This is a genomic window from Curtobacterium oceanosedimentum, assembly GCF_020297365.1.
In the GTDB taxonomy this organism is placed as follows: domain Bacteria; phylum Actinomycetota; class Actinomycetes; order Actinomycetales; family Microbacteriaceae; genus Curtobacterium.
On the sequence record NZ_JAIXIG010000001.1, the window covers coordinates 135564 to 155892 of the forward strand.

Consider the following 20329-nt stretch of genomic DNA (forward strand, 5'->3'; position numbering starts at 1 on the left):
GTCCGTGCTCACTTCGCGGCGGCGACCAGGGAGGACACCGGCACCGCACCCGCGAGCACGCGGCCGTCGTCGGTCAGGTAGACGGACACCAGGGCGGTCTGCACGGCGCGGCCGCCGTCGACCGGCTTCGTCAGCTGGTCGAGCAGACCCGAGGCCTCGCCGTCGAGCCCGGACCGGTCGACCGTGCCGGCGGGGAGCTCGGCGATGGTGCCCCAGCCCGTGCCGGAGAACGTCGGTTCGTCGCCGCTGCGTGCACGGTCGTGACCGCCGTGCCCGCGCTGCTCATGGGTCGCGGCGTCGGACAGGTCCTTCTCGGTGACCTCCGCGTTCGACGGCGGGGTGAAGTCGAACAGCCGGGCGGCCGGAGCGCCGTAGTCGAGGCTCGTGAAGCCGACCTGCACCGCGGGGTCGTCCGAGCCGGCGGCCTCGACGGTCGCCCGGAGCGGCAGCCCGGTCTGCTGGTCGACGGCCAGGCGCACGGCACCGACGAGGGTGTCCGACGACTTCGGCGTCAGGGTGATCTGCCAGGCGTCGTGCCCGGCGACGCGCACCGCGGCCGGCCCCGACACGGTGGTGGTCGGGGTGATCGCGTCGACGGCCTGCCGCGCGACGTCGGCGGGGGTGGTCGTGCCGTCCCGCAGGTCCTCGGGCGCGTCGCTCGGCAGGGTCACGTGCGTGGCCGTGCAGTCCTTCGAGTCCCACGTCCAGACGTCCGACCCGTTGCGGACGACGTCCTGCTCGGCGAGCTGCTGCGTCAGCTGGAAGCGCTGCTTGTCCGGGCCGTCGACGTACACCCGGGCGGTGTGCGACGACGTGAGCAGACCGAGGACGTCCGACGCGTCGCCCTCGAGCGAGGAACCGCCGGAGCCGGTCGGGAGCTCGGGGAGCCCGAGTGCGCTCGTCTGCGCGAGCTTGCCGGAGTACTGGGCGTCCGACGACTCGGCGATGCTCGCGATGACGTCAGCGGCGGTGGGGTTCTTCCCCGCGATCGGGTCGTCCGCGGCGTTGGCGATCATCGGGGCGGCAACGGCGCCGGCGACGACGACCGGTGCGATGACGGCTGGCAGCCAGGCTGACTTCTTCATCGGGATTCCCATCGTGGAGCATCAGAGACGTGAGCACGGTACGTCCGCCCGCCGACAGGCAGCTGGGCGTCCGACCTCCTCCCACAGTGCTCCCCGCCGCGCAGCACCACCATCCACCCGGAGGATGATCTGCGGACGCGGGGCTAGCCCTGCGCGTCGACGCCGGCGGGCGCGCTGCCGTCGTACTCGCAGATCGCCTGGACCTTCGACGCGCTCGCGCTGGTGCGGTCGAACTCGTAGCCGAGCCACTCCTTCGCCAGGCGGCGCGCGAGCTCGATTCCGACGACGCGCTGCCCCATGCAGAGCACCTGGGCGTCGTTCGACAGCACCGAGCGCTCCACGCTGTACGAGTCGTGGGCCGTGACCGCGCGGATGCCGGGCACCTTGTTGGCGCTGATCGCGACGCCGAGACCCGTGCCGCAGACCAGGATCGCGCGGTCGGCCTCGCCGTTCGCCACGAGTCGTGCGGCGTCCACCGCGACGTGCGGGTACGCGGTGTGCCCGTCGGCGTCCACCCCGACGTCGGTGACGTCCGACACGCGCTCGTCGGCGAGCAGGTCGGCCTTGATGATCTCCTTGTAGTCGAACCCGGCATCGTCGGACCCGATCACGAGACGGTACGTCATGCGTGTGTTCCTTCCCGGCCCGTGGCACCGGGCCCCGTCCCAGTGTGCGCGGCACCTGGACATCTGTCCAGCACACAATTTCTGCCCGAGCAGAGGCGGTAGCATCGCCCCATGTCCGCCGACGTCCCCACCGCCGAGGCTGCCCGGACCCGCTTCCCGCTCGACACCGTCTACCAGGCGGCGCGGATGTACTACCTCGAGGACGCCACGCAGGTCGAGATCGCGGCCCGCCTGGGGGTCTCGCGGCCGACCGTCTCGCGGCTCGTCGCCGAGGCCCGCAAGGCCGGACTCGTCCGCATCGAGGTCGTCGACCCGTTCCAGGACGAGACGGTGGCGCTCGCCGAACGCCTGCAGGTCGTGCTCGGCCTGCGCGCGGTGCACCTCGCCGCGGTCACCCACGCCGCGACGCTCGGCGCCGACCTGGCCGGTCCGATCGCCGCGGCGGTGGAGGGCATGGGCCTGGTCCCCGGCGACGCCGTCCTGATGTCGTCCGGTCGCACGGTCCACGACGTCGCCCGGTCCGGCATGCCGACGATGCCGGGTGTCCAGCTCGTGCCGACCGTGGGCGGGCAGACCGACCCGATGCCGTGGTTCCAGACGAACGAGATCACGCGCACCGCCGCCGAGCACTCGGGCGCCATCCCGGCGTTCCTGTTCGCGCAGGCGCTGCCCTCGCCCGCGATGCGGTCGACCCTCGACGAGGACCCGGCGTTCCAGCACGTCGTCGGACTCTGGAGCCGCGCGAAGGGTGCGATCCTCGGGATCGGTGCACCCACCCCCACCCGCGACGCCCTGGCCAGGGGCATCCCGACCGACGACGCCGTGTTCGACCACGCCGCGGGTGACGTCTGCCTGAACTTCTACGCCGCCGACGGTTCGGCCATCGAGTTCCCCGGCAGCGACCGGATGGTGCGGACCTCGCGCGAGATCCTGGCGTCGGTGCCGCACGCCGTGGGGGTCGCCGTCGGCAGCGCGAAGGTCCCGAGCATCATCGGCGCGGTGCACGGCGGGCTCGTGAACGAGCTCGTCACGGACGCCGCGACCGCGCGGGCCGTGCTCGACGCCCTCGCCTGACCGATCCCGGTCGGTGCCGGATCCGGTGGTGACCGTCGCCGGACGGGAGGCGCGGTGCGGCGCCGCGCCGCGCCTCCCGGCCGGTGGTCCCCGCGTCTAGGGCGTGCGCCGCACGTCCCACAGGTGGTGCACCGGGTCGTGCGCGTAGTAGGTGGCGAGCGTCGCGACGGTGAAGGCGCTGCCGTCGGACCGGAGCCCGGTGCGCTCGAGCACCTCGTCGGGGACCGCCGCGAAGGCCCGGGCCGCGCGGTCAGCCGACTCGCGCAGCTCCTCGGCGACGACCGCGGGGTCCTGCTCGGAGTAGCGGTCCTCGACGGCGGTGGCGTCCTGGTCCCAGTTCGCGAAGGTCGGGGTGTCCTGGGTGAGCATGAGCTCGAGGCGCTCGGCCATCTTCCGGTGCACGTCCCGCACGTGGGCGCCGTACTCGAGCGGCGACCAGGTGTGGTCGTCCGGACGGTCGCGCACGTCGTCGCGCCGGAGGACCTCCGGCCACGCGGCGGTGTTCTCGTCGATGATGCCCGGCACGTCGCGGACGGTCACCACGCTGCCGTCGTAGCCGCACTCGGGACACGCGGACTCGATGACCCACGTCCAGTTCTTCGTCTCGGGTTCGATCGCCACGCTGCCGATGGTAGGGCCTCGGCGCGCGGAGGTCACCGCGCGCACACGAGCAGTGCGACGATCCACCCGTCGATCGACCGGTGCGATGTCGGAACATGCGCACGCATCCGCGCTCGCCCTCGCGCAGTGCGAGATCCACGCGTCGGCGGCGGTCCGTAGGGTGGCGGCATGCGACTGCTGCTCATCCGCCACGGCCAGACCCCCGCGAACGTGCACGGCATCCTCGATGCCGTGGTGCCCGGACCCGGACTGACCGAGCTCGGGCAGCAGCAGGCCGACGCCCTGCCGGCGGCGCTCGCCGACCGGGGGATCGAGCGCCTGTTCGCGTCGACCATGGTCCGGACGCAGATCACGGCGGCACCGCTGGCGACCGCGCTCGGGCTCGAACCCGTCGTCCTGCCCGGGCTCCGCGAGATCGAGGCGGGCGACACCCAGGGCAAGAACGACAAGGTGTCGGTGCAGACCTACATCTCCACCGTGCACGGCTGGTCAGGCGGTGACCGGACCACCCGGATGCCGGGCGGCGAGAGCGGCACCGAGTTCTTCGAGCGGTACGACGACGCCGTGCGCCAGATCGAGGCCTCCGGGGTCGCGGTCGCCGCTGCCGTGAGCCACGGTGCCGCCATCCGCACCTGGGCGAGCGCCGCGGCGCAGAACACGCCGGACCACTTCGGCACGAAGCGGAACCTGGAGAACACCGGCATCGTCGAGCTCGAGGGCTCCTCGGCCGACGGCTGGCGCCTGGTCGACTGGGAGGGCGAGCCGGTCGGCGGCGACCAGCTCATCGACCGCACGGCGCTCGACCCCACCGGCGAGCGGTTCTGACGCGCGGGCGCTGACGCGAGCAGCAGACGGACGGGAGGCGCGGTGCCAGCTGGCACCGCGCCTCCCGTCCGTCTGTCGCGTCGACTACGCGAGCTGCGCCGACGTCAGCGGCACGATGACGCCGTGCGACTCGCGCAGCACGTCGAGCGTGCGCTGCACCTCGTCCGCGCGCTCCTCGGTCGTCCAGTCGAGCGCACCGGCGAGCACGTCGGCCAGCTCGTCGAGCAGCTCGATCGTGACGCCGCCGACGAACGCCAGGTTCGTGCGGCGCAGGACGACGTCGACCAGGTGGACGGCCTGCTCGTGGCGGGCGAAGTACGCGACCTCGGCGCGGGTGAGCGACGGGTCCGACTCCAGGGCCTCGACCGGGCCGTCGGTCAGGACGTCCACGACCTCGGCGGCACGGGTGCCGTAGCGCTCGAGCAGGCCCTCGACGAGGGACTCGTCCAGGCCGTCGCGGTGCGACTTGATCCACAGGGCGCGCTGCGCGTCAGTGGCCGGGAAGTCCTTGCCGCCGCCGATCGGCATGCCGGTGGTGTCGACCTTGCGGGTGATGCCGAGCTTGGTCGTCGCCTCGGTGGACAGGTGTGCGGCGAGGGCGCGGAAGGTCGTCCACTTGCCACCGACGAGCGACAGCACGGTCGACTCCGGCAGGCCGGCGATCTGGGTGTCCACGATCCGGTAGTCGCGGGACACGAAGCCGGGGGCGGTGTCCTCGTGGCGGGGGAGCGGGCGGATGCCGGAGTAGCTGTAGACGATGTGGTCGCGGGTGACCTCGATCTGCGGGAACACGTGCTTGACGAGCCCGAAGAAGTAGTCGATCTCCTCGTCGGTCGTCGTGACCGGCTTCGCGGGGTCGGCGTCGATGTCGGTCGTGCCGATGAGCACCCGGCCCTTGAGCGGGTAGATGAGGACGATGCGGCCGTCGTCGTTCTCGAAGAACAGCTCACGGCCCTTGGTGGCCTCGAGCAGCTCGTCGTTGTGGACGACGATGTGCGAGCCCTTCGTGCCGCCCATGAACTTCGTCTCGCCGCCGAACGCCTCGTTCGTCAGGTCGGTCCAGGGCCCCGATGCGTTGATCACGACGTCGGCGGTGAACACGAACTCGTCGCCCGTCTCGCGGTCGCGCAGCAGCACGCCGCCGTCGCGGGTGCCGGCGGCCTCGACGTAGTTCGTCGCGCGGGCGGTCGCCGCGGAGCCGGTCCCGGTGCCGGCGGTCAGGCCGTCCTTCAGGACGTCGAGGGCCAGACGCTCCGGCTCGTGCACGCTCGCGTCGTAGTAGGTGCCCGTGTACTTCAGGTCCTTGTTGAGGGCCGGCATGTCCTCGAGCGCCGCCTTCTTGGTGCGGAAGACGTGCTTCGGGACGGAGCCGCCGTCGCGCGAGAAGGAGTCGTAGATCGTCATGCCGATCTTGATGAGCATCGCGCCGCGCTCCTTGGTGGAGCGCTGCTTGTGGGTCAGCATGCGCAGCGGGGCGTTCATGATGCCGGAGAACGTCGAGAAGATCGGCATCGTCGTCTGCAGCGGCTTGACGTAGTGCGGGGCGATGCGGATCAGGCCGTTGCGCTCCTGCACGCTCTCGCGCACCAGGCGGAACTCGCCGTTCTCCAGGTAGCGGATGCCGCCGTGGATCATGTGGCTCGACGCCGCCGAGGCACCGGAGGCGTAGTCGCCGCGCTCGACCAGGGCGACGTCGACACCCTGCAGCGCGAGGTCGCGGAAGGTGGCGATGCCGTTGATGCCGCCGCCGACGACGAGGACCTGTGCATTCGGGCGCTCGGTGAGGGCGGTCACCGTGTTCCGGGGCTGTGTCTTCTTCGACATGGTTCGTCGCTTCCTTCGTCCGTTCGTGGGGTCACCAACGATCGTGCGCTCGTCGCGCATTGCGGGCAACCTGGGTGCACGAACGTGCAGAACAGGTGTCGCGCAGTGCGAACGGGCGGTCTGGAGGCTCGGCCGGGGTTGCAGACGCCCTGCACGTCCGTGCATGGTTGCGTTCGACAGATCGGAGCACCATGAGCGATGCGGGTCAGCCCATGCGCACCCAGCAGGCGCTGCGCGCCGCGCACCTGTACTACCTGCAGGACCTGACGATGGACGCCATCGCCGACGAGCTCGGTACGTCGCGCTCGTCGGTGTCCCGCCTGCTCAAGTACGCGCGCGACACCGGCCTGGTCGACATCCAGATCCGGTCGCCCCTGGACCAGGCCGCGGCCCTCAGCCGGTCGATCCGGTCGCGGTTCGGGGTGCACGCGCACGTCGTGCCGGTGCCCGACCACACGAGCGACGTCGACCGGCTCGAACGGGTCGCGCTGTCGGCCGCCCGGATCCTGACGCAGTACGTCGAGTCGAACATGGTGATCGGGCTGTCGTGGGGCTCGACGGTGAGCGCGGTGAGCCGGTACCTCGTGCCGAAGACCACGCACGGGTCGACGATCGTGCAGATCAACGGGGCCGCGAACACCCGCACGACGGGCATCGTGTACGCCTCGGAGATCCTGCGGCGGTTCGGCGAGGCGTACGGCGCCTTCGTGCAGCAGTTCCCCGTACCGGCCTTCTTCGACGACCCCGCCACCAAGGAGGCCCTGTTCCGCGAGCGTTCGATCCGCCGCGTGCTCGACATGCACGAGCGGATGGACCTGGTCGTGTTCGGTGTGGGTGCCCCGCAGGCGCCGGTGCCCTCGCACGTGTACTCCGGCGGGTACCTCGACCCGGCGGACCGCGAGGAGCTCACCCGGGCACAGGTCGTCGGCGACGTGTCGACGGTGTTCTACCGGGCCGACGGGTCGTGGCGGGACATCGGTGTGAACGCCCGCGCGGGCGGACCCGACCTGGACACGATCAAGCGCGCGCCGCGACGGGTGTGCGTCGTGGCCGGTCGCTCGAAGGCCGCCTCGTTGCGCGGGGCACTGGCCTCGGGACTCGTGACCGACCTGATCCTGGACGAGAGCGTCGGACAGGCCATCCTGCAGCCCTGAGTCAGCATCTGAAGCAGATTGTCGGTGGGTACCAATACGTTCTGCACCATGCTGCCTTCTCTCGAACAGCCCTCCGAGCGGTACCGCCGCCGGCTCGTCGGCAACGACGTGGACGAGGCGCTCGCGTTCTTCACGGGCGACTACGACTTCCGGGCCCCGGTCGTCCGGCGCACCCACGAGAACGCGTACTGGGACTTCGCCGGGGTCGGTGACGAGCGCATGTCGCTCCGCTCCTCGCGGTTCCTTGTGGACCTGCGGAGCGAGAGCCGCGTCGACGACCAGTTCCTGGTGGCCTGGCTGCGGCACGGCTCGAGCCGGATCACCTCCGGGGGCGAGGAACACGAGCTGCAGGCGGGCGTCCCCGTCGTGCTGCCCTTCGCCGAGCCCTACGAGCTGCACCACCGCGACATCGCCCTGAACCTGGTGCACCTGGACCGCGACTTCGTCCGGGCGATCGCCGGGGACGACGACTTCGCCTTCGACACGATGCGGCGGCCGACGTCCGAGGGCGCGGCGCTCTGGCAGGCGGTGGTGCGCCGGCACTCGTCGACCTGGCTCGACGTCGAGCGTCCGATGAGTCCGATCGAGCAGCGCGACATCGCCGAGGCGTTCGCGACCGCGGCGATCCGGGCGTTCCCCCGCCGCGACCGCTGGCGCGCCGCGGTGTCCGGCAGCGGTCCCGAGCACGAGCGGCTGCGCCGTGCCCTGGAGTTCGTGCACGAGCACGCCCGCGAGTCGATCGGCACGCCGGAGATCGCGAGCGCCGCGGGACTGAGCCCGCGCGGCCTGCAGCAGTCGCTCCGGCGGCACCTCGACCAGACGCCGGGCGAGTTGCTGCGCGGCGTGCGGCTCGACGGCGCGCGCACCGACTTGGTGAGCAGCGGCTTCGACGAGACGACGGTCGCCGAGGTCGCGCGGACCTGGGGATTCGGACACCTCGGTCGCTTCTCGGCGACGTACCGCACCCGGTTCGGTGAGCTGCCGAGCGAGTCCCTGCGCGGCAGCTGACGGCGCTCCGCCGAATCACGTCGCACGGATCCGGCTGATCCTGCTCGGATCTTCGGTGGGACGGTGCTCGGAGCGAATCCGCGGCTCAATGGTGGAGACGAACGCACCGCCCACGAAGGAGTCCGCATGCGCATCGGCGTCCCGACCGAGATCAAGAACAACGAGTACCGCGTGGCGGCCACGCCGGCGGGGGCTGCCGAGCTGAGCGCCCACGGGCACGAGGTCCTGGTGCAGGCCGGGGCCGGTGTCGGTTCGGCCTTCACCGACGACGAGTACCGCGCTGCCGGTGCCACGATCGTCGACTCCGCCGCCGAGGTCTGGGACCGCGCGGAACTCGTGCTGAAGGTCAAGGAGCCCGTGGCGTTGGAGTACCCGATGATCCGACCGGGCCAGGTGCTCTTCACCTACCTGCACCTGGCCGCCGACCGCCCGTTGACCGACGCGCTCGTCGACTCCGGGGCCACCGCGATCGCCTACGAGACCGTGCAGCTGCCGGACCGCTCGCTCCCGCTGCTGTCGCCGATGTCCGAGGTCGCCGGCCGCCTGTCCGCCCAGGTCGGCGCCCACCACCTGATGCGCGCGAACGGCGGGCGGGGGCTGCTGCTCGGCGGGGTCCCCGGCGCACCGAAGGGACGGGTCGTCGTGATCGGCGGCGGCGTCGCGGGCGAGCACGCCGCGACGATGGCGCTCGGCATGGGCGCCGACGTCACCGTGTTCGACATCAGCCTGCCGCGGCTGCGCGCGCTCGACGCCCGCTTTGACGGCCGCATCACGACCCTGCGGTCGTCGGCCCACGCCATCGGCGAGGCACTGCGCGACGCCGACCTGGTGATCGGCTCGGTGCTGATCCCCGGGGCGTCGGCGCCGAAGCTCGTGACCGACGCCATGGTCGCGGACATGCGGCCGGGGTCGGTGCTCGTCGACATCGCGATCGACCAGGGCGGCTGCTTCGAGGGGTCGCACCCGACCACCCACGACGACCCGACCTTCGCCGTGCACGACACCGTGTACTACTGCGTGGCGAACATGCCGGGGGCCGTGCCGCGCACGAGCACGATCTCGCTGACGAACGCCACGCTGCCCTACGCCGTCGCGATCGCCGACCGCGGGTGGGAGGCCGCGCTCGAGGCCGATCCCGCGCTCGCCGCCGGCCTGAACGTGCACGGGGGAGCGGTCACGAACGCCGCGGTCGCCGCCGCCCACGGCCTGGTGGCCGCCGCGCGCTGAGGCCGCGCGACTCTTCGCGCTGAGCGACACCTCACGGCCCAGCGGCTGCGTGAGGTGTCGCTCAGCGCGAAGCGGCGCGTAGCGGTCGTGCGTCAGGCCACGACCCACCCGGCGCGCGCCCGCACGACCACGGTCACGACGACCACGGCCGCCGCGGCCACCACGGCCGTGACCGCCGTCGGCAGGGAGACGAGCGGTCCCTCGAACCGGGCGACCGCCACCCACGCCAGGCCCCACGCGAGCGAGGCCGCCGGGGCGAGGCGACCGCGCCCCCAGAACGCCAGCAGCACGCCGACCAGTCCGGCCACCGCCGCGACCGCCACGCCCCAGAGGTCCTGCCCGAGGCCGAAGCCCCGGAAACCTGCCGCCGTCAGCACCGCGGCCGTGTTCGCCGCCGTCGCGACGCACACCCACCCCAGGTAGAGGCCGAACGTGCCGTCGACCAGGATCGCCTCGACGACGCCTCGCGAGCGGGTCCGGCGCAGGATCGAGAACGTCCAGACCAGCACGACGAGCAGCGCGACGATGATCGGCTCGCTGGCCCACAGCAGCCCGAACTGCACCGACAGGATCCACGCCGCGTTGAGCAGCAGGGACAGCACGGCCGGCAGCACCAGGCGGTCGTGTCGCTCGTCGTTCGCGGTGCGGACGAGCTGCAGGACCGCGTAGCCGATGAGTCCGGCGTAGATCACGCTCCAGATCGAGAAGGCCGGGCCGCCCGGGGCGATCGCGGTCGACGACGCGGAGAGTGCGCCTCCGGCGGCGTCGGCGATCGGCGTCCCACCGGCGGCTCCCGAGCCGATGTACGCCCCGACGACGGCGACGACCGCGCTCACCGCGACGGCGATCCGCTTCCAGATGCGCTTCATGACAGTCCCTTTCGTCAGCATGCTGATGACCTGCACGGTAGACGTCGAACCGGGGACCGTGCGCAGCGCGCGTCCAGCGAAGCGGGGGACGGGCCGCAGGCGGCGGGGCGGCCCCGCGCCGCGCCTCCCGTCCGTCCACGCGATGTGCTGCGTACGGTGGTCGCGTGAGCGTCGAACTGAACACCGTCTACATCGACCGGATCGCCCCGATCGCGAGCCCGTCCCTCGACGACACCTTCCGGATGCTCGACGAGCAGGGCGCCAGCGCGTGCATCGTGCTGCACGAGCCGGACGCCCAGGAACTCGGCGACGTCGCGGTCGCCCTCGGCCTGCACGAACTGGCCGTCGAGGACTCCGCCGAGGGTCACCAGCGCCCCAAGCTCGAGCGCTACGGCTCGACGCTGTTCGTCGTGCTGAAGCCGGCGCTGTACAACGACCGGCAGGAAGAAGTGGCCTTCGGCGAGGTGCACGCCTTCGTGGGGGAGCGCTTCTTCCTGGCCGTCGTCAAGGCCGACCCTCGTGGCCCGCAGACCGTGCCGCGGGCGCTGCAGCGGATGAGCGGCAAGCCGGGGCTGGTGACGGTGGGGCCGCAGGCGCAGCTCTGGGCGCTCATGGACTCGATCGTCGACGGCTACGTCCCGGTCATCGACGGGCTCGAGGAGGACATCAACCAGATCGAGGACCAGCTGTTCTCCGGTGAGGCCGGGGTGTCCCGCCGGGTGTACGAGCTGTTCGGCGAGGTCGTCGACTTCCAGCGGGCCGCCCGGCCGCTCATCCACATCATCGAGAACCTGCACCGCGGCGCCGAGAAGTACCACCTGCCGGTCGAGATGCAGCGCCGGTTCCGCGACGTCCTCGACCACGCCATCCGGACCGTGGAGCGGCTCGACACCTTCCGGCAGCTGCTGCAGAACGCGCTGACGGTCGACTCCACCCTGGCGGCGCAGAAGCAGAACGACGACACCAAGCGGATCTCGGGCTGGGCGGCGATCCTGTTCGCACCGACCCTGATCGCCGCGATCTACGGCATGAACTTCACCCACATGCCCGAGCTCGGGTGGACGTGGGGCTACCCGCTGTCGATCCTGGCGATGATCCTGTTCGCGGCGATCCTGTACGTGGTGTTCAAGGTCAAGCGCTGGTTCTGAGCCGCGCCGCCAGCGGAGTTGCGACGGGCACCCCGACCGGCGAGGCTCGGGGTGCAACGACGCCGACTGGAGCCCGCATGCCGCACGACCTCGTCCACCTGACCGCCGGGGGCGTGTCCCTGGTCCTCGACTGCCGCGGTGCCGCCCTGCCCGCCGTCGTGCACTGGGGCGCTGCCCTCGGACCGCTCGACGGGGAAGCCCTCACCGCGCTCGCCGACGCCGACGTCGCCCCGGTCGCCCCGAACGAGATGGACGAGCCCGTCCGCCTGGCGCTGCTGCCGGAACCGCACCGCGGCTGGACGGGCCGACCGGGTCTCGCCGGACACCGTGACGGCCACGACTGGGCACCGGCGTTCACCGTGACCGCGCTCGACGTGACCGACACCACGTTCACCGCCCACGCCGTCGACACCACCGCCGGGCTGGCCGTCCGGCTGACGGTCGAGATGCTCGACTCCGGACTCGTCCGCGCCCGGGCCGCCGTGACGAACACCGCCGAGGGCGTCTACACCGTCGACGACCTCACCGTGGCGATGCCGATCCCGTCCGGTGCGCGCGAGATCCTGGACTTCGCCGGGCGCTGGGGCAAGGAACGGACGCCGCAGCGCCGCGAACTCGTCGTCGGCACCCACCAGCGCGAGGGACGGAAGGGCCGGACCGGTGCGGACGCCGCCACGGTGCTGACGGTGGGGGAGCCCGGCTTCGGGTTCGCCCACGGCCGGGTGTGGGGCGTGCACACGGCGTGGAGTGGGAACCACCGCCACCACGCCGAGCGGCTCAGCACCGGTCGGCAGGTCGTTGGCGGCGGTGAGCTCCTGCTGCCCGGCGAGGTGCGGCTCGGACGCGACGAGTCGTACGAGGGGCCGTGGGTGTACTTCGCGCACGGCGACGGCCTCGACGACCAGGCACGGCGCTTCCACCGCTGGCTGCGCAGCCGTCCGCAGCACCCGAACTCCCCGCGCCCCGTCACGATCAACGTGTGGGAGGCCGTCTACTTCGACCACGACCTCGCCCGGCTGGTCGACCTCGCCGAGCGGGCGGCGGCGCTCGGCGTCGAGCGGTACGTGCTCGACGACGGCTGGTTCCGCGGTCGGCGCGACGACCACGCGGGCCTCGGAGACTGGTACGTCGACGAGGACGTCTGGCCGGACGGCCTCGGGCCCCTGGTCGACCGCGTCCGCGCGCTCGGCATGCAGTTCGGGCTGTGGTTCGAGCCCGAGATGGTCAACGAGGACAGCGACCTCGCCCGCGCCCACCCCGAGTGGCTCATGCAGGCGGACGGCCGGTTGCCCGTCCGGTCGCGCGACCAGCAGGTGCTCGACCTCGCGATCCCCGAGGCGTACGAGTACGTGCTCGAACGTATGACCGCGATCATCGGCGAGTACGGCGTCGACGCCGTCAAGTGGGACCACAACCGTGACCTCGTCGACGCCGGGTTCCCCGGTGGCGGCGCCGCCGTGCACGAGCAGACCCTTGCCACCTACCGCCTCATGGCGACGCTCGGACAGCGGTTCCCGTCGCTCGAGATCGAGTCGTGCTCGTCCGGTGGTGCCCGCGTCGACCTGGGCGTCATCGAGCACACCAGCCGGGTGTGGGTGTCCGACGACATCGACCCCCTGGAGCGGCAGCACATGCACCGGTGGACGCAGCAGCTCCTGCCGCCGGAGATGCTCGGAGCGCACGTCGCGAGCGGGCGGAACCACACCACCGGCCGCGTCCACGACCTCGCGTTCCGTGCCGGCACCGCCCTGGTCGGGCACCTCGGCATCGAGTGGGACCTGGCCCGGGCGACGCCGGCCGAGTCCGCGGAGCTCGCCGAGTGGATCGCGCTGTACCGGGAGGTCCGCGGTCTGCTGCACGGCGGCGACCTGGTGCGCTCGGACGAGACCGACCCGTCCCGGCTGGTGTACGGCACCGTCGCCCCCGATCGACGGAGCGCGGTGTTCTACCTGGCGAGCACCGGCCGCTCCGACGTGTCGGGCACGGGCCGGGTCGCGTTCCGCGACCTCGACCCGGACGCCGACTACCGCGTCGACCCGGTCGTCATCGGTGACGGTCACGGGCTGGTCCGACCGCCGTGGTGGTCCGGCGAGCGGGTGTTCCGCGGACGGGTGCTCAGCACGGTCGGCCTGCAGCCGCCGCTCATGCCTGCCGACTGCGTGGTGCCGTTCCGGGTGACGGCCGTCTGACCGCGGGCGGTCGGTGCGCGGTCTGGAGGCACGGTGCGGCTCCGCGGGGACCGCTCGGGCCGGGTGGGCGGCCCGGTCGACGGCTCGGCTGTGGCGGCCCCTCCTCAGACGGTCGCGCGAGTTCCGACGGCCGGGGCCAGCTTCGCCTGCACGTACGGGGCCCACGCGGTCCGCAGCGCGGTGAACGCCCCCGCGGCGACGACGACGAGCAGGACGGCGGTCGCGGCGGCGATCCAGAGGCCCTGACCCCGGCCGGGTTCGATCAGCGCGACGACGATGAGCGGCAGCGGCGAGGACACCCACATCGCGCAGGCGACCGCCGTCGCCCGGGTGCGCTGCCGTCGGCGGACGCCCTCGAGGCGCTCGGCCCACCGCAGCGCCCGCGCGCCGAACCGCACCCGTTCCTGGCGGATCGGCAGGTACGGGGACAGCCGGCCGGACGCCCGGACGAGGTGGAGCGTCGCGACCAGGGCGATCGCGAGCAGCGCCCCGAGCCCGATCGCGATGGCGACCTCGACGCTCGTGGGGACGAGGCCGGCGTCGGCCCCCGCGATCAGCAGCACGACCGGGGCCGGCGACGTCACGAGCAGGGCCACCCCGAGGGCGATGTCGCGCCAGGCGCTCCGCGCTGCGCCGGCGAAGTGCCGAGCAGCAGCGTCGTCCCCGGCGGCCGGACCGTCGGTGTCGTCGTCCTCCGGGTCCTCCACGACCAGCTGACGGACCGGGACCTCGAGTGCCGCGGCCAGACGCGTCAGGGTGTCGAGGCTCACGTCGTTCCCGGCCTCGAGCCGTTGGACGGTCCGGACCGTCACCCCGCTGACCTCGGCCAGGCGTTCCTGGGTCCAGCCCCGCTCGGTCCGCAGCCCGACGATCCGTGTCTCGCTCATGTCGCCCACAGTACGAGCGACACGCGTCCGGTCCCACGCTCGTGACCCGACAGACAGCCGACATCCACCCGACAGGGCGCGGTGCCGCGGGCCCTCGGCGCGTCCGAGCGCCGACGCGGCGGCCTTCGGCGCTCCCCGGTGAGCCCACCCACTAGGCTTCCGGCATGCCGCACTCCGGTCTCGCGACCCCTGTCTGGGCGGTCAAGCTCGCGGTCATCACCGCCCTGGTCGGCATCTCGGGCGGCATCGCGGGGATCGCGGTCTGGCTCGCCCTGCAGCTCATCCAGTTCGTCGCGTTCGGCTACGGTTTCGGCGGGCACCTCGAGGCCGCCGACGCGCCGTCCGGCCTGAACCGGTTCCTGGCGATCACCGCCGCCGGTGTGCTGACGGGGGTCGCGTGGTGGGCACTCCGACGTTGGGGGCGGTCGATCGTCTCGGTGACCGCCGCGGTCGACGGGGCCCGGATGCCGGCACTCGCGACGCTCGCCAACGCGGGCATCCAGATCCTCGCCGTCGGCCTCGGTGCCTCGATCGGCAAGGAGGTCGCGCCGCGCGAGGTCGGGGCCTGGCTCGCCCAGCTCGTCACACGCCGCGCCGGCCTCACGCCACGCGAGACCCGGATCCTCGTGGCGTGCGGAGCGGCGGCCGGTCTCGCGGCGGTCTACGACGTGCCCCTCGGCGGCGCCCTGTTCGCGGTGGAGGTCCTGCTCGGCGAGATCAGCCTGGCGACCGCGCTGCCCGCGTTCGCGACGAGTGCGGTCGCGGCGATCGTCGCCCGACTCGTGATCCCGGACGAGGTGCTCTACGACGTCCCTGCGATGCACCTGACCCCGTCGCTGCTGGTGTGGGCGATCGTCGTCGGCCCCGTGCTCGGGCTGGCCGGGGTCGGGTTCGTCAAGCTGACGAACCGGCTGCAGGGGATCGCGCCGAAGGGCTGGCACCTGCTCGTCGTGCTGCCCGTCGTCTTCGCGCTGGTCGGGCTCATCGCCATCCCGTTCCCGGAGATCCTCGGCAACGGTCGGGCGCTCGGGCTCGTGGCGATGAACACCGCGCTCGACGACGACCCGTTCGCCGGGCTCTCGCCGATCGTCCTGCTCCTGCTGCTCGGTGTGCTGCGCACCGTGACGACCACGGCCACCATCGGCGCGGGCGCGGTGGGCGGCACCCTGACGCCCTCGATCGCGATCGGCGCGGCGATCGGCGGCGGACTGGGCGGTGCGTGGCTGCTGCTCTGGCCCGCCGACGGCCCGAGCCTGGCGGCCTTCGCGTTCGTCGGCGCCGCGGCGTTCCTCGCCACGACGATGCGTGCGCCCTTCACGGCCCTCGTGCTCGTCGTCGAGTTCACGCAGCAGGGCGTCGACATCCTGGTGCCCTCGTTGCTGGCGATCTCCGGTGCCGTCGCCGTCGGCCACGTCCTGGCCCGCCGCCGCAGCGCCCAGATGGTGTGAAGACCCCGAACGTTCCGGTACGCGCGTCGTGGGCTCGGCCTACGCTCGGCGGCACGACGGAGCGACGGGCTCCGCACCGACACGAGGAGCAGCGATGGCGGCGTTCGACGACATCACCAAGAAGGCGCAGGCGTTCCTGCAGGACGGCAAGGTCCAGGACGCCCTGAAGAGCGAGCGCGCCGAGGGCGTCAGCGACAAGGTGCTCGGCGGCGTGGCCGACGCCGTCAAGAAGGCGACCGGCGGCAAGTACGACGACAAGATCGACGGCGCCCGCGACGCAGCGGACAAGAAGCTCGGCAACGAGTAGCCGACGGACCACCGTCGACGCGCGCTGCCCCGGACCGCTCCGGCCCGGGGCTGCGCCGTGCCGACTGGACGGCGTCGGGAACAACGGCCACCATTGACGGGTTGTCGTGGACGGCAACACCAGGAGGACGAGACGTGACAGTCGTGGCGCCGAACCAGCCGCTCACCGAGACCGAGGTCGCAGCGATCAAGCGGGACTTCCCGATCCTCGCGCAGGACGTGAACGGGCAGCCGCTGGCGTACCTGGACTCCGGTGCGACGGCGGAGCGCCCGCGCCAGGTCCTCGACGCCGAGCGCCGGTTCCTGGAACACGACAACGCCGCCGTCCACCGCGGGGCCCACACGCTCGCGGCGCTCAGCACCGACGCCTACGAGGACGCCCGTGCCACCGTCGCCGGGTTCATCGGGGCCGCCGCCCCGACCGAGGTCGTGTGGACGGCGAACGCCACCGACGCCCTGAACCTGGTCGCCCACGGCATGGCGAGCGCCAGTGCCGGCCGCGGCGGGCCCGACGCCGCGCGCTTCCGTCTGGGTGAGCGCGACGAGATCCTGGTCACCGAGGCGGAGCACCACGCCAACCTCGTGCCGTGGCAGGAGCTCGCCGCGCTGACCGGTGCGACGCTGCGCTGGATCCCGGTCGCCGACGACGGCACGTGGACCGCGGACGACGCCGCCGCGCTCATCACCGACCGCACGAAGGTCGTCGCGTTCTCGCACGTCTCGAACGTCACGGGCATGGTCGCGCCCGTCGAGCAGATCGTCGGGCTCGCCCACGCCCGCGGTGCCCTCGTCGTGCTCGACGCCTGCCAGTCCGCCCCGCACCGTCCCCTCGACGTGCAGCAGCTCGGCGTCGACTTCGCCGCGTTCTCCGGGCACAAGATGCTCGGCCCGAACGGGATCGGGGTGCTGTGGGGTCGCGGCGACCTGCTGAACGCCCTGCCACCGTTCCGCACCGGCGGTTCGATGATCACCACCGTGACGATGGAGGGCTCGGAGTTCATGCCCGCGCCCGAGCGGTTCGAGGCCGGCACGCAGCCCGTGTCCCAGGCCGTCGCCCTCGCCGAGGCCGTCCGCTACCTGCAGGGCATCGGCATGGAACGTGTCCGCGCCCACGAGGAGCACCTCGCCCGTCGCATGCTCGACGGTCTCGCCGCCGTCCCGGGCATCCGCGTCGTCGGCCCGCCCGCCGGCGTGCCACGGTCCGGCCTGGCGGCGTTCGACGTCGAGGGCGTGCACGCCCACGACGTCTCCCAGTACCTGGACGCGCAGGGCATCGCCGTCCGGTCCGGGCACCACTGCGCCCAGCCCCTGCACCGACGCCTCGGCCTGACCGCCACGAGCCGCGCGAGCACCTACGTCTACACGACCGAGCACGACGTCGACCGGTTCATCGCAGCCGTCGCCGAGGTCCGCGACTACTTCGGAGCATCCGCGTGAACACCCTCGACTCCCTGTACCAGCAGGTCATCCTCGACCACGCGAAGGCCCGGCACGGTGACGGCGAACTGCCCGACGCCGACGCCTCGCACTTCGAGCGCAACCCCACGTGCGGCGACGAGATCACCGTCAGCCTGCGGCTCGAGCCCAGCACGGACCGCATCGCCGGGCTCGCCTGGCAGGGCGACGGCTGCTCGATCTCGATGGCCTCGGCGTCCGTCCTCACCGACATGGCCGTGGGCCGGACCGTCCCGGAGCTCCTCGCCCTCACCGACGAGTTCCGCACCATGATGCGCTCGCGCGGCGTCGGCGAGCCCGACGAGGACGTCCTCGAGGACCTCGTCGCCTTCCACGGCGTCTCGAAGTTCGTCATGCGCGTCAAGTGCGGCATGCTCGCCTGGGTGGCGGCGGAAGCCGCCGCGCGCGAGGCGACCGCGTCCCGCTGAGCCAGGTGCGGCTCGCGATCGCGACCACCTGACCGACGGGAGGCCCGGTGCGGGCCGGTCCCGCGCCTCCCGTTAGCGGCTCAGCTGACCGCGCCGATCTCGCGGAGCGCGTCGCCGACGGTGATGCGCTCGTCGTGTTCCTGCGCCCGCGCCCACCGCTCGTGTGCGAGGCGGACGGTGGCGGCGTCGAGGCCGAGGAGCTCGTACAGGCCGTCGAGTTCTCGGGGAACCAGGTCCGCGAGCGGCAGGGGGAACTTCCGATCAGGGCTGGCGTAGCCCTGCTGGGCGAGCTGCTCGACCACGTCCGGGTCGGTCTCACGGGCTTCCATGAGCAGCACGACGCTCCGGGCCCGGGTCGTCCCGGACAGGAACACCGACCGGACGTTCGCGTCGGGGTCTGTCGCGAGGGCGATCTCGACGGCCAGCGGGAGGTCCTCGGTGCCGGCGAGTTCCCAGCGCTGGCTCGTGTCGCCCTGGATCGCCGTGAGCATGTCCGGGTGGACTCCGAAGCCGCGCTCGCCCCGGTCCGGCGTCGACGACGTCGCACGCGGGTCGTCGCTGACCCGCGCCGACGGGAAACCGACCCCGGCGTAGACGGTGTGGGCGATCGGCAGGAACTGGAGCGCCTCGTGGAGTGCGGTGGCGGCGTCCTGCACCGCCGGGGCGGTGACGTCGCCGTCGGCGTCGTCGAGCGCCCTGGCGTAGTCGGACAGCGCGGTGTGCTGCTGGTCGACCGCCCGGGCGAACATCTCCTTGCCCCGGGCGGTGTCACCGAGGAGCTGTGGGTCCAGGTGGAGTGTGACCGCGCTCGGGTCCTGCAGGTGGCCGCGGGGCGTGCCGCCGCTCGACATCGTGAAGCTGAAGGTCTCGTCGTCGTGCTCGCCGGTCTCGGTCACGTCGCTGACGCTACCGGCTCAGGGGAGCGTGGCGACGAGCTTCCGCCCGCCGGATGGCCGACGCCGTCGACGAGCAGCTTCAGCGCGGTTCGTGGGATGCTCGTTCGGCGGCACGCAGCGTCATGAACACGTCGACACCGTCGTCGGTGTCGAGCACGAAGCCGTGGCGTTCGTAGAGTCGGCGAGCGGGGCTGCCCACCAGCACGTTGAGGCGCGTCGGGCCGTCGTGCGGTTCGTCGAGGACGGTGCGCAGCACGGTCGATCCGACCCCTCGCCCCTGGACGTCGGGCGCGAGGTAGAAGTGCTCGACCCAGCGGACGTCGCCCTCGACCCGGACGGTGATCGACCCGACGTCGCGGCCGTCGACCACGACGATGCGGGTCAGCTGCGGCTGGAACGCGTCGCGGAGTCGCTGCCGGACGCGCGTCTCGTCGAAGACTCCGAGGCGTGTCAGGTCGTCGCGCAGCACCACGGCCCGGAGCTCGACGAGCCACTCGAGGTCCTCGGTGGTGCTGTCCCGCAGTGCGACGTCCATCCGATCAGCCTACGAACACCGGCACACCGTCATCGACCTCGTACGCTTGCCCGATGGACCGCGCCAGCGTCATCGACCTTGTCGCGTCCCGCCGTGCCTCGGCTCGTGCACCGATCGTCGTCGGTGTCTCTGGGTACTGCGGATCCGGCAAGTCCACGCTGACGCGCACGCTCGTCGAGGCGCTCCCCGGCGCGGTCCGCATCCGCGGCGACGACTTCCTCGACCCCCTTCGGTCTCATCAGCGCTCCGTCGATTGGGACGGCGTCGATCGTCCCCGTCTGGTCTCTTCGGTGTTCGAACCGCACCGTGCCGGTCGGGCGAGCACGTTCCAGCGGTTCGACTGGTCCGCGCGTGCGCTCGGACCGGCTGAGCCGCTGCCGAGGACGGACGTGCTGGTCGTCGATCTGATCGGACTCTTCCATCCCGACGCGCTCCCGCACCTCGACGTCACGATCTGGTGCGACGTCGATCTGCAGACGGCGGCGCAGCGGGGGATGGCTCGGGATCGAGCGCTGGGGCGCCGTCACGAGAACCTCTGGCGTGACGTGTGGATCCCGAACGAGCGTGACTTCGAAGAGCGGTTCTCGCCGAGGGACGGTGCGGGCGTGCGCTACGAAGGCTGATCTGGGTCCGCGCTCGTCATCGAGGACGTCGGGGCGGACCCGCTGGCCGTGACGGCCGGGTGACCTGGAGGACCACCGCGAGCGGGCCGGCGAGCAGGGTC

Annotated in this window: 20 protein-coding genes; 12 read left to right on the top strand and 8 right to left on the bottom strand. The window is 72.4% G+C overall.

The window, feature by feature from the left end:
• Positions 1 to 8 precede the first annotated feature (8 nt).
• A complete protein-coding gene (locus tag LEL83_RS00600) occupies positions 9 to 1085 on the bottom strand; it encodes a LolA family protein (protein WP_225557322.1) in 1077 nt (358 codons plus the stop codon).
• A 143-nt stretch (positions 1086 to 1228) separates the two neighbouring features.
• A complete protein-coding gene (locus LEL83_RS00605; protein ID WP_198656497.1) occupies positions 1229 to 1711 on the bottom strand; it encodes a ribose-5-phosphate isomerase in 483 nt (160 codons plus the stop codon).
• 111 nt (positions 1712 to 1822) lie between these two features.
• Between LEL83_RS00605 and LEL83_RS00610 the strand changes: the two genes are divergently transcribed.
• Positions 1823 to 2785: a sugar-binding transcriptional regulator gene (locus tag LEL83_RS00610; protein ID WP_198656496.1), complete on the top strand. Its 963-nt coding sequence runs from the start codon at positions 1823 to 1825 to the stop codon at positions 2783 to 2785.
• 96 nt (positions 2786 to 2881) lie between these two features.
• Here the strand turns inward: LEL83_RS00610 and LEL83_RS00615 are convergent, their stop codons facing one another.
• Positions 2882 to 3406: a DinB family protein gene (locus tag LEL83_RS00615; protein WP_225557323.1), complete on the bottom strand. Its 525-nt coding sequence runs from the start codon at positions 3404 to 3406 to the stop codon at positions 2882 to 2884.
• 168 nt (positions 3407 to 3574) lie between these two features.
• On the opposite strand from LEL83_RS00615, the gene LEL83_RS00620 reads away from it, so the two are divergent.
• Positions 3575 to 4231 (top strand): histidine phosphatase family protein, encoded by a 657-nt coding sequence (locus LEL83_RS00620; protein WP_225557324.1) that lies wholly within the window; start codon positions 3575 to 3577, stop codon positions 4229 to 4231.
• 84 nt (positions 4232 to 4315) lie between these two features.
• Here LEL83_RS00620 and LEL83_RS00625 read toward each other — a convergent pair whose 3' ends face one another.
• Positions 4316 to 6055 (bottom strand): glycerol-3-phosphate dehydrogenase/oxidase, encoded by a 1740-nt coding sequence (locus LEL83_RS00625; protein WP_198656492.1) that lies wholly within the window; start codon positions 6053 to 6055, stop codon positions 4316 to 4318.
• 212 nt (positions 6056 to 6267) lie between these two features.
• Here LEL83_RS00625 and LEL83_RS00630 point away from each other — a divergent pair, with 212 nt between their 5' ends.
• The 3 genes from LEL83_RS00630 to ald all read left to right on the top strand — a co-directional run bounded on the left by LEL83_RS00630 (position 6268) and on the right by ald (position 9444).
• Positions 6268 to 7209, top strand: coding sequence for a sugar-binding transcriptional regulator (locus LEL83_RS00630; protein WP_225557325.1), 942 nt, complete (start codon positions 6268 to 6270; stop codon positions 7207 to 7209).
• Between the two features lie 48 nt (positions 7210 to 7257).
• Positions 7258 to 8217 carry a helix-turn-helix transcriptional regulator gene (locus tag LEL83_RS00635; protein WP_225557326.1) on the top strand — a complete coding sequence of 320 codons (960 nt, stop codon included), beginning with the start codon at positions 7258 to 7260 and terminating at the stop codon, positions 8215 to 8217.
• 126 nt (positions 8218 to 8343) lie between these two features.
• Positions 8344 to 9444 carry an alanine dehydrogenase gene (ald, locus tag LEL83_RS00640; protein ID WP_225557327.1) on the top strand — a complete coding sequence of 367 codons (1101 nt, stop codon included), beginning with the start codon at positions 8344 to 8346 and terminating at the stop codon, positions 9442 to 9444.
• 92 nt (positions 9445 to 9536) lie between these two features.
• Here the strand turns inward: ald and LEL83_RS00645 are convergent, their stop codons facing one another.
• Entirely contained in the window at positions 9537 to 10313 is a 777-nt protein-coding gene (locus LEL83_RS00645; protein WP_225557328.1) for a TspO-related membrane protein, read from the bottom strand.
• 164 nt (positions 10314 to 10477) lie between these two features.
• Between LEL83_RS00645 and LEL83_RS00650 the strand changes: the two genes are divergently transcribed.
• Positions 10478 to 11461: a magnesium and cobalt transport protein CorA gene (locus LEL83_RS00650; RefSeq protein ID WP_198656487.1), complete on the top strand. Its 984-nt coding sequence runs from the start codon at positions 10478 to 10480 to the stop codon at positions 11459 to 11461.
• 77 nt (positions 11462 to 11538) lie between these two features.
• On the top strand, positions 11539 to 13650 hold the full coding sequence (locus LEL83_RS00655) for an alpha-galactosidase (protein WP_225557332.1): 2112 nt from the start codon (positions 11539 to 11541) through the stop codon (positions 13648 to 13650).
• A gap of 104 nt (positions 13651 to 13754) precedes the next feature.
• Here the strand turns inward: LEL83_RS00655 and LEL83_RS00660 are convergent, their stop codons facing one another.
• The gene (locus LEL83_RS00660) at positions 13755 to 14537 is read right to left on the bottom strand and encodes a helix-turn-helix domain-containing protein (RefSeq protein ID WP_225557333.1); all 783 of its coding nucleotides are present in this window, start codon (positions 14535 to 14537) and stop codon (positions 13755 to 13757) included.
• Positions 14538 to 14701: 164 nt separating this feature from the next.
• Here LEL83_RS00660 and LEL83_RS00665 point away from each other — a divergent pair, with 164 nt between their 5' ends.
• From LEL83_RS00665 to sufU, 4 genes are all read left to right on the top strand, one after another.
• Positions 14702 to 15985 (top strand): chloride channel protein, encoded by a 1284-nt coding sequence (locus LEL83_RS00665; RefSeq protein WP_225557334.1) that lies wholly within the window; start codon positions 14702 to 14704, stop codon positions 15983 to 15985.
• A 94-nt stretch (positions 15986 to 16079) separates the two neighbouring features.
• Positions 16080 to 16292 carry an Rv0909 family putative TA system antitoxin gene (locus LEL83_RS00670; protein WP_225557335.1) on the top strand — a complete coding sequence of 71 codons (213 nt, stop codon included), beginning with the start codon at positions 16080 to 16082 and terminating at the stop codon, positions 16290 to 16292.
• A gap of 143 nt (positions 16293 to 16435) precedes the next feature.
• Positions 16436 to 17728, top strand: a complete 1293-nt coding sequence (locus LEL83_RS00675; protein WP_225557382.1) for an aminotransferase class V-fold PLP-dependent enzyme — start codon at positions 16436 to 16438, stop codon at positions 17726 to 17728.
• A complete protein-coding gene (gene sufU / locus LEL83_RS00680) occupies positions 17725 to 18174 on the top strand; it encodes a Fe-S cluster assembly sulfur transfer protein SufU (protein WP_225557336.1) in 450 nt (149 codons plus the stop codon). The genes LEL83_RS00675 and sufU overlap by 4 nt, the downstream gene beginning before the upstream one ends.
• Before the next feature lie 80 nt (positions 18175 to 18254).
• Here the strand turns inward: sufU and LEL83_RS00685 are convergent, their stop codons facing one another.
• Both LEL83_RS00685 and LEL83_RS00690 read right to left on the bottom strand, forming a co-directional pair.
• Positions 18255 to 19070 carry a hypothetical protein gene (locus LEL83_RS00685; RefSeq protein ID WP_225557337.1) on the bottom strand — a complete coding sequence of 272 codons (816 nt, stop codon included), beginning with the start codon at positions 19068 to 19070 and terminating at the stop codon, positions 18255 to 18257.
• 79 nt (positions 19071 to 19149) lie between these two features.
• Positions 19150 to 19605, bottom strand: a complete 456-nt coding sequence (locus LEL83_RS00690) for a GNAT family N-acetyltransferase (RefSeq protein WP_225557338.1) — start codon at positions 19603 to 19605, stop codon at positions 19150 to 19152.
• A 53-nt stretch (positions 19606 to 19658) separates the two neighbouring features.
• On the opposite strand from LEL83_RS00690, the gene LEL83_RS00695 reads away from it, so the two are divergent.
• Entirely contained in the window at positions 19659 to 20228 is a 570-nt protein-coding gene (locus tag LEL83_RS00695; RefSeq protein ID WP_225557339.1) for a uridine kinase family protein, read from the top strand.
• Positions 20229 to 20329: the final 101 nt, after the last annotated feature.